This is a genomic window from Flavobacterium koreense, assembly GCF_054776075.1.
The window spans coordinates 1-15342 of the sequence record NZ_BAAHCF010000032.1 but is presented as its reverse complement, the minus strand read 5'-3'; the positions used below and the strand labels follow the sequence as shown (position 1 = coordinate 15342).

Sequence of the window (15342 nt, the reverse complement as noted above, 5' to 3'; positions counted from 1 at the left end):
ATAATCACAAATTTTGATACCTTTGCAAATTATATAAAATTTAGATGGCAAAAAAGACAATTAGTACCGATGTTTTATTAACAAACATCATTAAAGGAATAGAAGAAGTAAAAGGAAATGATATTGAAATCCTTGATTTAAGAGAAATAGATACCGCTGTTTGCGATTATTTTGTTATTTGCAACGGTTCATCAAATACACAAGTTAACGCTATTGTTAACTCCGTTCAAAAAGTTGTTTCCAAAGAAATAAAAGACAAACCATGGCACGTTGAAGGAACAGACAATGCAGAATGGGTTTTAATGGATTATGTTAGTATTGTAGTACACGTGTTTCAAAAAGAAATTCGTGAATATTATAATATTGAAGGTCTTTGGGGCGATGCCAAAATTACTACTTTAGAAAACAAATACTAAAAGCACTATAAATAATGTCAGAGAACAAAAAGCCAAGCGGTTTAAAATTTAGTCCATGGTGGATTTCAGGAGGAGTTATCCTAATATTTGTTATATTAAACATATTAGGTGGCTCAAGTCTTCAAGATCCTTCAGTAATTTCAACATCTAAACTTGATGCACTTATTGATAGTGGTCAAATAGAAAAAATTGTTACTTACAACAATAAATCTGCAGAAATATTTTTAACAAAAGAAGCCTTAAAATTAAAGGAGAATAAAAAAATAGCTAATGATCTCTTTGGAAATCCAAACAAAGGTCCTCATTATTCTACTAAAATTCCAAGTGCTGAAAATTTTGAAAAAAAATTAATCCAAGCTAGTAAAGACAAGAAAATTAAAAGCTACGATTTTCAAGAAAAAAGCGATTGGTCAGAATTCTTAATTGGTTTATTGCCAATGATTATTCTTATTGGAGTTTGGTTATATTTCATGAGAAGAATGTCTGGCGGTGGTGCTGGAGGTGGCGGAGGTCAAATCTTCAACATTGGAAAATCTAGAGCTAAGCTTTTTGATGAAAAATCTGAAGTTAAAACCACTTTCAAAGACGTTGCCGGATTAGAAGGTGCTAAAGAAGAAGTGCAAGAAATTGTAGAATTTCTTAAAAACCCAGAAAAATATACTGTTTTAGGTGGGAAAATTCCAAAAGGTGCACTTTTAGTTGGACCTCCTGGAACAGGAAAGACGTTATTAGCAAAAGCTGTTGCTGGTGAAGCAAAAGTACCTTTCTTCTCACTTTCAGGTTCAGATTTTGTTGAAATGTTTGTTGGAGTTGGTGCTTCTCGTGTTAGAGATTTATTCAAACAAGCAAAAGAAAAATCACCAGCCATCATTTTTATTGATGAGATTGATGCTGTAGGTCGTGCAAGAGGAAAAAATAACATGTCAGGCGGAAACGACGAGCGTGAAAATACTTTGAACCAATTACTAACCGAAATGGATGGTTTTGGAACAAACACTCACGTTATTGTTCTTGCTGCAACGAATAGAGCTGATGTTTTAGACAAAGCTTTAATGCGTGCAGGACGTTTTGACAGACAAATTTATGTGGATTTACCAGACATTAGAGAACGTAAAGAAATCTTCGAAGTGCATTTGGCACCTTTGAAAAAAGTAGAAGGTTTAGATACTGACTTTTTAGCAAAACAAACTCCAGGTTTCTCTGGTGCAGATATTGCAAATGTTTGTAATGAAGCGGCTTTAATTGCTGCTCGTAATAACAAAACAGCTGTAGACAAACAAGATTTCCTAGACGCAGTTGACAGAATTGTTGGCGGATTGGAAAAGAAAAACAAAATAGTTACACCTGCAGAAAAGAGAGCTATTGCAGTTCACGAAGCGGGTCACGCAACAGTAAGTTGGATGTTAGAACATGCTGCGCCACTTATTAAAGTTACTATTGTTCCTAGAGGTCAAAGTCTAGGTGCTGCTTGGTATCTGCCTGAAGAAAGACTTATTGTGCGTCCAGATCAAATGCTTGACGAAATGTGTGCTACTATGGGTGGTCGTGCTGCAGAAAAAGTAATTTTTGATACTATTTCAACAGGAGCTTTATCTGATTTAGAAAAAGTTACAAAACAAGCTCGTGCTATGGTAACTATTTATGGTTTGAATGAAAAATTGGGTAATATCACTTATTACGATTCTTCTGGACAAAGCGAATATAGTTTTAGCAAGCCTTACTCAGAAGATACTGCAATTACTATTGATAAAGAAATTTCACTTCTTATTGAAGGTCAGTATCAAAGAGCGATTGAAATTCTTAAAGAAAACAAAGATAAATTGTTACAACTTGCCGATATTTTGATTGAAAAAGAGGTGATTTTCAAAGATGATTTGGAAACTATTTTTGGCAAACGTCCTTATCAAATAGACAGCGAAGAGAACACTGAATTTACTGCTTAAACAACAGTTAAATATAAAAATTTAAAAATCTTAATTCAAAAAATGCTTTTGAATTAAGATTTTTTTATCTTTGAAGGTTTTCAAATGATATTTAAAGAATTTTACACAGCAATATGAGTCTTTTCAGAAAAATATTTGGTTCTAGCAATGATGCTTCCGATGAGGAAAACCAAAGTGAATATAATACTCCCAAACCTTCAAATCTTCCAATTGACGATTTATTTACTTTCAATTTTAAGAAAAATGGCGGTAAGTTTATCTATTGTGAAAACTTAAACGAAGTAAGGGAACAGTTCGAAAATATACTTGAGGAGAATGATTGGTTTGAAAGTGAAGTATTGTGTTTTGAGCCTAAACTTTACAACCTTTTAGACGAAAATAAATTAAGTTATACCAATCCAACAGAACCTAAATTCTTTTTTGCAAGTTGCGAAAATTTGGTTGCTGATGAAGGTGCAGTGCTGTTTTCTTCAAATCAAATCAAACAGAAAAAACCTAACGAATTACCTGACAACATTGTAATACTTGCTACTACAAGTCAGATATTAGAATCTAAAAGTGATGGTTTAAGAGTTATCAAGAAAAAATACGATAAAGACTATCCTACCAATATTACAACTATCAAATATTTTGAAAAAGTACAAGAAGAAGATTTCTTGACCTATGGAAGTTGTGCCAAAAATCTTTACCTACTTCTTTTAGAAGATTTATAACATGAATGAATCGCTAACGAGATTACTTTCGGGTGTAGTTTATGTAACACTTTTACTATTAGCTACTTCCTACTCTGCTAATAGTTTTTTTTTACTATTTGGCGTTTTTATGCTCATTGCGATTTATGAGTTTTGCCAATTAATCAATTTAAATAAAATTCTTCCCATAATAGTTGGAGGAGTTGCATTTTACTTGGGAAGTCAATTTAGAACCAACAAAACCAATGATATTTTAATATTAATTGCAACGCTTTTTGTTTCCATAAAATGTTTGCTTTTACTTTTCAATACCAAGAAAGAAAAAATTGATACTCTTTCGAAATACATTTACCTTATTGGTTATGTAATCTTACCTTTTATTCTAATTGCCAAAATTCCTTTTGTTGGAAATAACTTCAGGCCAAAAATTATCATTAGTATTTTTATCCTTATTTGGACCAACGATACTTTTGCTTACATTGTTGGAAAATCTATTGGAAAACATAAATTATTAGAGAAAATATCACCTAAAAAAACCATTGAAGGCTTTTTTGGAGGAATGGTTTTCTCGGTTTTAGCAGGATTTTTAATATCAAAATACTATTTCGACCCCAATCCAAAATACTTTAACACTTCAGTTTTAATTTGGACAGTTAGTGCCATTATCATTAGTGTTTTCAGTACTTTGGGAGATTTAATTGAATCGAAATTTAAACGTATTGCTGGTGTTAAAGACAGCGGAAAAATTATGCCAGGACATGGAGGTATTCTAGATCGCTTAGATAGTATTATATTTGTAGCTCCATTTGTATTTTTATTTTATCAAATTTTAGATTATGTTTCATAAAGAAGGTGCCAAGATTATTCTTATCTCTACTACTCTATTTGTAGTTTTACTATTAGTTTCTCCAATGGTTATATCAAATCCTTGGATTTTAAAATCAGTACAAATACTAATGCTATTGCTTTTAGTGACTGTATTGCAGTTTTTTAGAAATCCAAAGAGACCACTAGAAGTTAATGATTACAATATCTTTGCACCAGTAGATGGAAAAGTGGTAGTAATTGAAGAAGTTTTTGAACCTGAATATTTTAAAGACCAACGTTTACAAGTTTCTATCTTTATGTCGCCAATAAATGTACACGTAACTCGTTATGCTACAAGTGGAAAAGTAAGATACAGTAAATATCATCCTGGAAAATATCTTGTAGCTTGGCATCCAAAAGCCAGTACAGAAAACGAAAGAACAACAGTTGTAATTGAAAATAGAATTTTTGGTGAAATCATGTACCGACAAATTGCTGGTGCTTTGGCAAAAAGAATTGTAAATTATGCTGAAGAAGGAATGCAAGTAAGACAAGGTGATGATGCTGGATTTATCAAATTTGGTTCAAGAGTTGATATTTATTTACCAATTGGAACAAATGTAAACGTAAAAATTGGACAAAAAGCAGTCGGAAATCAAACTATAGTTGCTAGCAAATAAATGCAAGAAGATTTAGAAAAACGATTTGAAAATGCCGTAGCCTTGGCAAATACTATAACACAAGCCGAACTACCACAAGACGTTCAGTTGCGTTTGTATGCCTTATATAAACAATCAACCCACGGAACAATTACCAATCGCGTTTATCCTGTATATGACTTAAGAAATGCGTTTAAAATGAATGCTTGGATGCAAATAAGCCATCTTACTCAAGATGAATGCAAGGAATTGTACATTGAAGCCATCACTGATTTAGTTAAAAAAAGATAACCAATGAAAAAAGTAATTTTAATTGTATTAAGTTCGATTTTTTTCCTTTCTATTGGTTCTTGCAAAAGGAAAAAATATACTGAAGTAGTCGAAGTGCCTCTTCCTTCTAAAGAAGAAAAAATGACTATTGGTTTACCAGAAGACGTTAAAGCTGATGCTGGTGCTTTTGAATTGCTTAAACTTCCCTATAACTATGATGCCTTAGCTCCAAATATTGATGCTATGACTATGGAAGTACATTACTCTAAACATTATCTAACATACACCAACAACTTAAATAAAGCTTTGGCTGGAACCGAGTTAGAAAGTCTTCCAATCGAAGAGATTTTCAAAAAATTAGATTTAAATAATGCCGATTTACGAAATAATTTAGGTGGCTACTACAACCATACTTTGTATTTTGACATTATGGCACCAAAAGCTGGCGGAAAACCTTCTGATACTTTGGCAAGTGCTATTGATAAAGATTTTGGTTCTTTTGATAATTTTAAAATTCAGTTTGAAGATGCTGCTACTAAGCAATTTGGTTCAGGTTGGGCTTGGTTGATAGTTGATAAAGCAGGTAAACTACAAGTTACTAGTACTCCAAATCAAGACAATCCTTTAATGCCAAGAGCCGTTGTTGCAGGAACTCCAATCTTAGCTATCGATGTTTGGGAACATGCTTACTATTTGAATTATCAAAACAAAAGAAAGAAATACATTGAAGCTTTTTTTAATGTCATCAATTGGAAAAAAGTTGGCGAAAAATATGAAGAAGCCATTAAAAAATAAATCAAAATCCCAAGGTCAACATCTTGGGATTTTTTTTGTTTAGTATTCACTTAATCAAGTGTTAAATAAACCTATATTTTATTGCAAACCACTATAGTAAAAAAATCCATTTTATTATCTTTGCTCGCATTTAAAAAATACTTTATCAAATTATATATGTATCTAAATATTTCAAAACTAAATTCATTTGCTAAGTTCTTTTTTCTTCTGCTTTCTTTGAACGCTGTTGGACAAGAGAAAAATCTTAAAAATATTCAAAAACTAACTAATGGCGGTGACAATGCTGAGGCGTATTTTAGTCCAAACAGTTCGCTTTTGACTTTACAAGTTTCTAATCCGAAAGCTAATATTCTTTGCGATCAGATTTATATGTATGATTTGCAAAGCAAAAGTTATTCTTCAGAAAATTTAAAATTGATTTCAACTGGAAAAGGAAGAACTACATGCTCTTATTTCATGCCAGATGGAAAGCACATTATCTATGCTTCTACACATGCTTCAAATGAAGCTTGTCCAGCGCCACCAAAACCAAAAGACGGAAAATACCTTTGGGCAGTTTATCCAGAATTTGATATTTATATTGCCGATTTGAATGGTAACATTGTAAAACAATTAACCAATACTCCTGGATATGACGCAGAAGCTGTAGTTTCTCCAGATGGAAAGAAAATTGCCTTCACTTCTACTCGTTCTGGCGATTTGGAATTGTGGACCATGGACATTGACGGAAGTAATTTGAAACAAGTTACTAATGGTTTAGGCTATGATGGTGGAAGTTTCTTTTCGCACGATAGTAAAAAATTAGTTTTCCGTTCGTCTCGACCAAAAACTGAAAAAGACATTAAAGAATACAAAGATTTATTGGCAGAAAATGTAGTAGCTCCAACAGAAATGGAAATCTACACTTGTAATGTTGATGGAACTGATGTTAAACAAGTAACTCATTTAGGAAAAGCCAATTGGGCTCCATTTTTTAGTCCGAACGATAAAAAAATTATCTTTTCATCAAATCATCATTCAACTCGTGGATACGATTTTCAGTTGTACATGATTGATGTAGATGGAACTAATTTGAAACAAATAACATGGGAAAGTGAATTTAACGCGTTTCCAATGTTTTCACCAGACGGAAAGAAATTAGTTTGGTCTAGTAATCGTCAACAAACTGCAGCACGTGAAACCAATGTTTTTATTGCGGATTGGGTTGACAGTGACGAAACAGAAAATGTAAAACCAGAAATTCTTAACAAACATATATCTTATTTAGCTTCTGATGAGTTGAAAGGTCGTTTAACGGGTTCTGTAGGTGAACAAAAAGCTGCTGATTATATTTCGGCACAATTCAAGTCTTTGGGATTAAAACCTTACAGCGGAAAAACGTATTTACAAAAATTCGATTACAAAGTTCGATTGAGTCCAAACGATTCTATTACCGATAAAAGCGAAACTAATAATGGTAGAAACGTCATTGCTTATTTAGACAATAAAGCAGCTAAAACTATCGTAATTGGTGCGCATTATGACCATTTGGGATTGAACGAGCACAACAATTCAACCAAACCAAATTCTAAAGGAGAAATTCACAATGGCGCTGATGATAATGCTTCTGGAGTTTCTGGTGTTTTAGAATTGGCTCGTATGTTGTCAAAAAATAAGACTACTGAAAAAGCCAACTACATTTTTGCTTTATTTTCTGGCGAAGAAGATGGTTTGATTGGTTCTAAACGCATGGCGGAAACATTGAAAACATTGTATCCAAATGTGGTTGCTATGATTAATATGGACATGATTGGACGTTTGAGCGACAAAAAAGAAATGATTGTTGGTGGTGTTGGAACGTCTCCAGAATTCAAAAAAATGGTAGAGAAAAACAAACCAGCTGGTTTTAATGTAACCACAGAAGACAGTGGCATCGGACCAACCGATCATACTTCGTTTTATTTGAAAGATATTTCGGTTTTAAATTTCTTTACAGGAACGCATGGCGATTACCACAAACCAAGTGATGATACTGATAAAATTAATTTCAATGGTGTAAAAAACATTGTAGAGTTTGTTTTTAGAATTGCTAATGATGTGGCTGATTTAGATAAAGTAGAATTTACCAAAACTAAAGCCAATGCCGGAAAAACAAGACCAAAATACAAAGTAACGATGGGAATTATGCCTGATTACTCAGAGCATCCTGATGGTTTACATGTTGATGGCGTAACAGAAAATAGACCTGCGCAAGTTGCTGGAATCAAAGAAGGTGATGTTATTACAAAAATTGGAACAACAACAATCAAAGATGTTTATAACTATATGGAAGCTTTAGGCAAAATCAACCCTGGTGACGAACTAGAAGTTACTTATATCAGAGATGGCGAAACTAAAGTTACCAAAGTGAAATTTGAGTAAACCCTACTCTAAAAACTATTTCATCCTCAATTGTTAATTCGATTGAGGATTTTTTTTATATTTGGTAAAGTGAAATTTACTAAAAATAGTACTTGAAGTAAATCTTCATTTATGTTACTACAATAAATATTTATGATTGACAAAAAACATCACATAATTGCCATTCTTTGTTGTTTAATAACTTTAATGTTTTGCAATCTCTTAGTTTATTTAAATTATGCTAGTTATATAACAGCAATTATTTTTCCAATACTCTTAATTTTAATTTTTAAAATATTTAAAATTAACAATAAAATTGTCAATTTGTTCATTAACTATCTTATCGTAACAATGGTTATATCAATTACTATACTGTTTATTTGTAATTATATTAGCTATGAAAAATGATTTTAATATAGCGCAAAGTCAGGAGCCATTTGCGCTGCGTAGTTCAAGAAAGAATTGTTTAAGTAGCTTGGCTATATTATTGTTTCTAGTAAATAGTAACTTTAGTTTTTCTCAAAACGAAGACTACTATACAAAAGTCCTTACTAATTTGAAATCTAATGGTTACTATCTGTCTATAAATGTTACATCTACTTCATACACTGGAAAAATAGTTATTGAAAATGTTGATTTATATTTTTTTTTTAAAGATACAAAAAGAATTAGACACAAAAAGTACATAAAACAGCTTAAGAAGTATCTTGAAACTGAAACTCCAATGCCAATAGATAATGTTTTTTTTGAAGAATATAAATTTGCAAAAGTAGCTTCATCCGAAGAAATTGAGCAAGATTTTAAATTAGGTAAAACTTATTTCTTAGAAAAATATTTCTCTAATCGAGTTTTAAAAAAATCCTATCCAATAGAAACACAACTTATAATCATTGATAAATTATTTTTATTAAATATACTTTGCTTTACTGATGATGAATCTGGTGCTTTAGTTATAGAAAGATAATAAATTAAAAAAGTCCTGATTTCTCAGGACTTTTCTATTATTTTAAACCAGCAATACTTTGTTCTATGGTGGCTATTTTAGCTAACGCATCGGCTTCTTTTTTGCGTTCCATTTCTAATACTTTTTCTGGTGCGCCGTTTACAAACTTCTCGTTAGATAACTTAGCTTGTACCGATTTTAAGAATCCTTTGGTGTAGTTTAACTCTTCGGTTAATTTAGCTACTTCAGCTTCTACATCAATATTTCCTGTGATTGGAATAAAGTATTCGTTAGATTTTACTCTGTAAGACAAGGCGCCATCAACTTTATCGGTAACGTATTCTAAAGCAACGATATTTCCTAATTTCATGATTACAGCATCAAAATAAGTAGAAGCATTTTCGTTATTCACTACTTTCAAATCGATAGCATCTTTAAACGGAATGTTCTTATCTTTTCTAATGGTTCTAATTCCTGAGATTACTTCCATAGCAAAATCGAAATCGGCTATTAGCTTTTCATCATAAGCTTTTGCTTTAGGCCATTCTGAAACAATTAATGCTTGTTCTGGAGTTCTATCAGCAATATGTTGCCAAATCTCTTCCGTTAAAAACGGCATGAATGGATGTAATAACTTCAAGTTGTTTTCCAACATTTCTATTGCTTTGTCAAACGTTGCTTTGTCAATTGGCTGTTGGTAAGCAGGTTTTATCATTTCTAAAAACCACGAACAGAAATCGTCCCAAACCAATTTGTAAATACCCATCAAAGCATCAGAAATTCTGTATTTATCAAAGTTTTCTTCGATTTCGGTTAAGGTTCTTTGCAACTTAGTTTCATACCATTCGATAGCTACTTTAGAAGATTCTGGTTGCGGAATTGCATCCGAAACTTCCCAACCTTTAATCAATTTGAAGGCATTCCATATTTTGTTAGAAAATGCTTTTCCTTGGTTGCACAATTCTTCGTCAAACATAATGTCGTTTCCTGCAGAAGCACTTAAAAGCAATCCAACACGAACACCATCGGCACCAAATTTCTCGATTAACTCTAATGGTTCAGGAGAATTTCCTAATGATTTAGACATCTTACGACGTTGTTTATCACGAACTAAACCTGTTAAATATACATTGGTGAATGGTTTTTCACCAGCATATTCGTAACCGGCAATAATCATTCTCGCAACCCAGAAAAACAAAATATCTGGACCAGTTACTAAATCATTTGTTGGATAATAGTATTTGTAATCTTCATTTTCTGGATCAAGAATTCCACCAAAAACTGCCATTGGCCACAACCAAGATGAAAACCACGTATCTAGTGCATCAGCATCTTGTTTTAAGTCGTTTATGGTTAATTGTTTATTGTTTGTAGCTTCTTGTGCCAAAACTAAAGCTTCTTCTATATTTTTAGCAACTACGAAGTCTTCTTTTCCGTCTCCATAGAAATAAGCTGGAATTTGTTGACCCCACCAAAGTTGACGAGAAATATTCCAATCGCGAATGTTTTCTAACCAATGTTTGTAGGTATTATTGAAACGTGATGGATACAATTTTACTTCTTCGGTTTCAAGAACAGCTTTAATGGCAGGTTTTACTAACTCTTCCATACTTAAAAACCATTGGTCTGATAATCTTGGTTCGATTACAGCTTTGGTTCTTTCTGAAGTTCCTACTTTATTTAAATATGCTTCGGTTTTAGCTAAAGCACCAATTGTTTCAAGCTCTTTTGCAATTTCTTCGCGTACTACAAAACGATCTTTTCCTTGATAATGCAATCCAAATGAATTTAGAGAAGCATCGTCATTAAAAATATCGATAATTTCTAAATTGTGCTTTTCACCTAAAGTTTTATCATTCATATCGTGCGCTGGAGTCACTTTTAAACATCCAGTTCCGAATTCGATATCTACATATTCGTCTTCAATAATAGGAATAACTCTTCCAGAAATTGGGATAATTGCTTTTTTACCTTTCAAATGTGTGAAACGTTCGTCATTTGGATTGATACAAATAGCAGTATCTCCAAAAATAGTTTCAGGACGAGTTGTTGCTACGGTCAAGAAATCTTCTGAACCTTCAATTTTGTATTTTAAGAAATATAATTTTCCTTGACGTTCTTCAAAGATTACTTCTTCGTCTGACAAAGTCGTTTTTGCTTCTGGATCCCAATTTACCATTCGGTACCCGCGATAAATCAATCCTTTGTTGTATAAATCTACAAACGAATGAATTACAGACGCTGACATATCGTCGTCCATAGTGAATTTTGTACGACTCCAATCGCAAGAACATCCTAATTGCTTAAGTTGTTCTAAAATAGTTCCTCCATATTTATTAGTCCAATCCCAAGCGTGCTTTAGGAATTCTTCACGCGTTAAATCGTTTTTGTTGATTCCTTCGCTTTTTAGTTTGGCAACAACTTTTGCTTCAGTTGCAATAGATGCATGGTCAGTTCCTGGAACCCAACACGCATTGAAACCTTTAAGACGCGCACGACGAATCAATACATCTTGAATAGTATTGTTCAACATGTGTCCCATGTGTAAAACTCCAGTCACGTTTGGTGGTGGAATAACAATGGTGTAAGGTGTTCTATGGTCTGGTTTGGATGTGAAATAGTCATTTTTCATCCAATAGTCATACCATTTTTGTTCTACTTCTTTGGCGTTGAATTGTGCAGGAATCATTTATATTGTTTAAAATGTTTATAGTTTAATTTAGTTTAAAGTTGTTTCGAACTAGATAACAAAAAATCAATACCTTAACTTTTTAGCCCTGATTGAAGAAGTTACCATGTAACTCGTAAAGCAGGAAAATGCATTGCTGATAAATCCCGAGCGATTCGCTCCTTAAAAACTTTGGTATGTTTTTTGCAATTATTACTGCAAAAGTAAGTAATAAGTACTTTTATAAAAAATTAAGAATTAAAATTTTGCTTATAAATTTAAAGTCGTAATTTTACTAATCCAATGAAACCAAAAATTAACGTAATGAAAAAAATATTATTTATCGCTTTTGTAGTTCTAAACAGTGTAGCTTTTGCTCAAACTGGACCAAAGATTGTTTTTAAAGATAAAGACAATACTATTGACTACGGAACTGTTACCAAAGATACTGACGATGGTTTGAGAAAGTTTGAATTCACTAACACTGGAGATGCTCCTTTGGTGATTACTAATGCCAAATCTACTTGTGGTTGTACGGTTGCTGATTATCCAAAAACTCCGATTCAACCTGGTAAAACTGGTGTAATTGAGGTGAAATACAATATGAATCCAGGACCAATAAGAAAAACAATTACAGTTGAAACTAACGCTGTAAATGTTGAAAGTGGAATGGTTGCCTTAAAAATAAAAGGTGAAGTGATTGTAAAGAAAGAAGTCAATCCGCTAGAGAAAAAGCAAAGTTTGATGGAAAAATCATAAATTTAAGACGTTCGCAAACCGCGGACGTTTTTTTTATAAGATGTTTTTTAATTGGAATTTGAATTTCATGATTTTACCTTTTCTATCAATTTCAAATTCAATGGATTTACCTTCTTCCGATTTAAGAAGGTCGTTTATTTTTTCTAAAGTAAAATTATACCCATTTTGATTGTTTATTTTTAGGATAAGATCTTCTTTTTGCAGTCCAGCGATTGCTGCAGGCGAATCTTTTCTGATGTTTGCTATAACGTAAACTGGTTTTAACTCAAACTTGTACTTGAGGTTATTAACTACTTTATTTCCGTAGGCATCAAAAAGATTATTACTTACAACTGGGTTGCTCTCGTAACTTTCAGTAATCCATTGTAAACCTTGATGTTGTACTTCTACTCCAGACATGTTGAAACTAAAAGGTTCTGTGTAATTACTGTTTTTCTTAAGGTAAATTAAATTATTATTGTAATCGTAAATTGCAGAAAATCTTCTCATTACTTCTGAACCTACAGAACCCAATCTACCTTCAATTTTGTCAATATCTGAAGTAGCAATTGTATCTGGAAAAGCTGCAATTGGATTTTTAAAATTATAATTTCCGATAGAAATTGAAGGAATTCTTCCTCTTTTACCAAAAACATCACCACTGAATCCTCTACCTAAAAAATCGTCAATTTGTTTTTTTGGCATTTCTATACCTTCGTCTTTTTGTTTAAAAAACCAAAAAGCATCTGTATTTCCAGTATCAATTAAAAGTTTTGCATTAAGAGGTTGTTTTTCGGCATTAAAAAAGGCATTAACATTTAAATATGGTTTTCCGTGAATTAATTCTATTGGAAAACTTGAATGATTTTTAATTGCAGATTTTATTTGCTTTTCATTGTTATAAATAATGATACGTTTAGAAATGTAATCAATTTTGACACATTTATTTTTGAAGAGCTTATTCCCAATAATACCATTAACTGGAACACCAACTTGAGAGGAAATGTTAATATTTTGATCTAAAACTAAATATATACAATGACTAGTATCAGTGTAGTTTTTGATCTCTAATTTATTATTATCCGATTTATAGGCGTCAAAGGCCTCGTTACTTCCAAATCCTCTAATTCGCACTTTTTCTATTTTTGAAAAACTTACACCATCAGACTCATCAACACTAAATAAAATTGTTTCCTCAACACCAGTATCAACCATAAAGTTTAAGGAAACACCATTAACTTGTATTGGAATAATTATTAAATTATTTATAAACTGGAATGGAATTGAAATCTTTTTCTTGTTAGTCTCAAACTGAAAACCATTTTGAGACCAACTATTGAAACAAAATAAAAAAATGAGAATGGAGATTATCTTAAACTTCATCAAAAATATTTTTCATAAATTTAATAAAATATTGTTGTTGAAAAATCATTTTTAACAATAAATACAATAAAAAATTGCAAATTTGCACAACTAAATTTTCAATCATGCCAAAAGTTTCGAACAAAGGAAAACAAATGCCCGAATCACCAATTAGAAAATTGGTGCCTTATGCAGATATTGCAAAGAAAAAAGGGAATAAAGTATATCATTTAAATATTGGTCAACCTGATATTAAAACACCTGAAGTTGCATTAAATGCTGTTAAAAATGCAGATATAAGAGTTTTAGAATACAGTCATTCTGCAGGTTTTGAAAGTTACAGAACGAAGCTTTCACAATATTATAAATCTCACGGATTACCAATTGACGTTCAAGACATCATCATTACTACAGGTGGTTCAGAAGCGTTATTATTTGCCATGGGAAGCACAATGGATGTTGATGATGAAATTATTATTCCTGAACCATTTTACGCAAATTATAACGGATTTTCAACAGCATCTGGAGTAAAAGTGGTTCCGGTTATTTCAACTATTGACGATGGATTTGCCTTACCTCCTATTGCTGCTTTTGAGAAATTGATTACATCAAAAACTAAAGCAATTCTTATTTGCAATCCAGGTAATCCAACAGGTTATTTATATTCTAAAGAAGAAATCCAACAATTAGCAGAAATTGTAAAAAAACATGATTTATTTTTAATTGCTGATGAAGTTTATCGTGAGTTTATCTATGATGAAAATGATAAGCACTATTCTGTTATGAATGTTCCTGGAATTGAAGAAAATGCTATTATGATTGATTCTGTTTCAAAACGTTATAGTATGTGTGGAGCAAGAATTGGTTGCATTGTTTCGAAAAATAAAGAATTGATGGCTACTGCTATGAAGTTTGCGCAAGCTCGTTTGAGTCCTCCAACGTTTGCTCAAATTGCTAGTGAAGCTGCTTTAGAAACTCCGCAAAGTTATTTTACAGAAGTAATTGAAGAGTACAAAGAAAGAAGAGATACACTTGTTTCTGAATTAAATAAAATTGAAGGTGTAAAAGTGGCTACTCCAAAAGGTGCTTTCTATTGTATTGCTCAATTACCAGTTAAAAATGCGGATGATTTTGCACAATGGTTATTAGAATCTTACGACAACAATGGAGAAACTGTCATGATTGCTCCTGCTGCCGGATTTTACTCAACTCCAAATGTAGGTCTAAATGAAGTGAGAATTGCTTATGTTTTAAAGAAAGAAGACTTAGTTCGTTCTGTACAAATTTTGAAAGATGCATTAAAAGTTTACAACGCTAAATAAATTATCATAATATTATAAAAAAAATACTCCTCAATATTGAGGAGTATTTTTTTTGCTTATATATACATATTTATCGTTTCAGAGCGAAATGCGCTTTGAATTCTTTCATCACACCAGCTTCAGGATATTTCACTGTAAACCAATAATCTGTTGATGGCATTAGATTTCCGTTGTATGTACCATCCCATCCTTTGCTTGCTGGACTAATTTGCTTAATAAGCTTACCAAATCTATCGAAGATATTAATTTGTAAACTTGGATAAGCTTCCAAACCAACAATATTCCAATAGTCGTTAATTCCGTCACCATTTGGTGTAAAATAGTGAGGATAATCGATGATTTGTACAC

The 15342-nt window shown here is 32.0% G+C and carries 14 protein-coding genes; 11 read left to right on the top strand and 3 right to left on the bottom strand.

Translation table 11 applies throughout. From position 1 onward, the window contains the following. The first annotated feature begins 44 nt into the window (after window positions 1–44). The 9 genes from rsfS to ACYU7A_RS11590 all read left to right on the top strand — a co-directional run bounded on the left by rsfS (window position 45) and on the right by ACYU7A_RS11590 (window position 8925). Window positions 45–416, top strand: a complete 372-nt coding sequence (rsfS, locus tag ACYU7A_RS11630; RefSeq protein ID WP_298305835.1) for a ribosome silencing factor — start codon at window positions 45–47, stop codon at window positions 414–416. A 14-nt stretch (window positions 417–430) separates the two neighbouring features. Further along, window positions 431–2359, top strand: a complete 1929-nt coding sequence (ftsH, locus tag ACYU7A_RS11625) for an ATP-dependent zinc metalloprotease FtsH (protein WP_460576731.1) — start codon at window positions 431–433, stop codon at window positions 2357–2359. Window positions 2360–2472: 113 nt separating this feature from the next. Then, on the top strand, window positions 2473–3072 hold the full coding sequence (locus tag ACYU7A_RS11620; RefSeq protein WP_460576729.1) for a lactate utilization protein B/C: 600 nt from the start codon (window positions 2473–2475) through the stop codon (window positions 3070–3072). A 1-nt stretch (window position 3073) separates the two neighbouring features. Further along, window positions 3074–3898, top strand: coding sequence for a phosphatidate cytidylyltransferase (locus ACYU7A_RS11615; protein WP_460576727.1), 825 nt, complete (start codon window positions 3074–3076; stop codon window positions 3896–3898). Further along, window positions 3888–4538: a phosphatidylserine decarboxylase family protein gene (locus tag ACYU7A_RS11610; RefSeq protein ID WP_460576725.1), complete on the top strand. Its 651-nt coding sequence runs from the start codon at window positions 3888–3890 to the stop codon at window positions 4536–4538. The genes ACYU7A_RS11615 and ACYU7A_RS11610 overlap by 11 nt, the downstream gene beginning before the upstream one ends. Continuing rightward, entirely contained in the window at window positions 4539–4808 is a 270-nt protein-coding gene (locus ACYU7A_RS11605) for an acyl-CoA-binding protein (protein ID WP_344817209.1), read from the top strand. A 3-nt stretch (window positions 4809–4811) separates the two neighbouring features. Beyond that, on the top strand, window positions 4812–5582 hold the full coding sequence (locus tag ACYU7A_RS11600) for a superoxide dismutase (protein ID WP_344817210.1): 771 nt from the start codon (window positions 4812–4814) through the stop codon (window positions 5580–5582). Between the two features lie 156 nt (window positions 5583–5738). Then, window positions 5739–7982, top strand: a complete 2244-nt coding sequence (locus ACYU7A_RS11595; RefSeq protein WP_460576722.1) for a M20/M25/M40 family metallo-hydrolase — start codon at window positions 5739–5741, stop codon at window positions 7980–7982. A 376-nt stretch (window positions 7983–8358) separates the two neighbouring features. Next, the gene (locus tag ACYU7A_RS11590) at window positions 8359–8925 is read left to right on the top strand and encodes a hypothetical protein (RefSeq protein WP_460576720.1); all 567 of its coding nucleotides are present in this window, start codon (window positions 8359–8361) and stop codon (window positions 8923–8925) included. 37 nt (window positions 8926–8962) lie between these two features. On the opposite strand, the gene ACYU7A_RS11585 is transcribed toward ACYU7A_RS11590, so the two are convergent. After that, complete coding sequence (locus ACYU7A_RS11585; protein ID WP_460576718.1) at window positions 8963–11593, bottom strand: valine--tRNA ligase; 2631 nt, start codon at window positions 11591–11593, stop codon at window positions 8963–8965. A gap of 303 nt (window positions 11594–11896) precedes the next feature. Between ACYU7A_RS11585 and ACYU7A_RS11580 the strand changes: the two genes are divergently transcribed. Continuing rightward, the gene (locus ACYU7A_RS11580; RefSeq protein WP_396147846.1) at window positions 11897–12331 is read left to right on the top strand and encodes a DUF1573 domain-containing protein; all 435 of its coding nucleotides are present in this window, start codon (window positions 11897–11899) and stop codon (window positions 12329–12331) included. 33 nt (window positions 12332–12364) lie between these two features. On the opposite strand, the gene ACYU7A_RS11575 is transcribed toward ACYU7A_RS11580, so the two are convergent. After that, window positions 12365–13693 (bottom strand): PDZ domain-containing protein, encoded by a 1329-nt coding sequence (locus ACYU7A_RS11575; RefSeq protein WP_460576716.1) that lies wholly within the window; start codon window positions 13691–13693, stop codon window positions 12365–12367. Window positions 13694–13797: 104 nt separating this feature from the next. On the opposite strand from ACYU7A_RS11575, the gene ACYU7A_RS11570 reads away from it, so the two are divergent. After that, on the top strand, window positions 13798–14994 hold the full coding sequence (locus tag ACYU7A_RS11570) for a pyridoxal phosphate-dependent aminotransferase (RefSeq protein ID WP_460576714.1): 1197 nt from the start codon (window positions 13798–13800) through the stop codon (window positions 14992–14994). A 70-nt stretch (window positions 14995–15064) separates the two neighbouring features. Here the strand turns inward: ACYU7A_RS11570 and ACYU7A_RS11565 are convergent. Further along, window positions 15065–15342 (bottom strand): T9SS type B sorting domain-containing protein (locus ACYU7A_RS11565; RefSeq protein ID WP_460576712.1); only part of this gene is annotated, 278 nt, incomplete at its 5' end.

Bases quoted from the DNA above. Each gene is read 5' to 3' on its own strand.
- ACYU7A_RS11620 (WP_460576729.1), top strand. From the start codon at position 2,473: ATGAGTCTTTTCAGAAAAATATTTGGTTCTAGCAATGATGCTTCCGAT.
- ftsH (WP_460576731.1), top strand. From the start codon at position 431: ATGTCAGAGAACAAAAAGCCAAGCGGTTTAAAATTTAGTCCATGGTGG.
- ACYU7A_RS11585 (WP_460576718.1), bottom strand. From the start codon at position 11,593: ATGATTCCTGCACAATTCAACGCCAAAGAAGTAGAACAAAAATGGTAT.
- ACYU7A_RS11575 (WP_460576716.1), bottom strand. From the start codon at position 13,693: ATGAAGTTTAAGATAATCTCCATTCTCATTTTTTTATTTTGTTTCAAT.
- ACYU7A_RS11570 (WP_460576714.1), top strand. From the start codon at position 13,798: ATGCCAAAAGTTTCGAACAAAGGAAAACAAATGCCCGAATCACCAATT.
- ACYU7A_RS11580 (WP_396147846.1), top strand. From the start codon at position 11,897: ATGAAAAAAATATTATTTATCGCTTTTGTAGTTCTAAACAGTGTAGCT.
- ACYU7A_RS11605 (WP_344817209.1), top strand. From the start codon at position 4,539: ATGCAAGAAGATTTAGAAAAACGATTTGAAAATGCCGTAGCCTTGGCA.
- rsfS (WP_298305835.1), top strand. From the start codon at position 45: ATGGCAAAAAAGACAATTAGTACCGATGTTTTATTAACAAACATCATT.
- ACYU7A_RS11615 (WP_460576727.1), top strand. From the start codon at position 3,074: ATGAATGAATCGCTAACGAGATTACTTTCGGGTGTAGTTTATGTAACA.
- ACYU7A_RS11610 (WP_460576725.1), top strand. From the start codon at position 3,888: ATGTTTCATAAAGAAGGTGCCAAGATTATTCTTATCTCTACTACTCTA.
- ACYU7A_RS11595 (WP_460576722.1), top strand. From the start codon at position 5,739: ATGTATCTAAATATTTCAAAACTAAATTCATTTGCTAAGTTCTTTTTT.
- ACYU7A_RS11600 (WP_344817210.1), top strand. From the start codon at position 4,812: ATGAAAAAAGTAATTTTAATTGTATTAAGTTCGATTTTTTTCCTTTCT.
- ACYU7A_RS11590 (WP_460576720.1), top strand. From the start codon at position 8,359: ATGAAAAATGATTTTAATATAGCGCAAAGTCAGGAGCCATTTGCGCTG.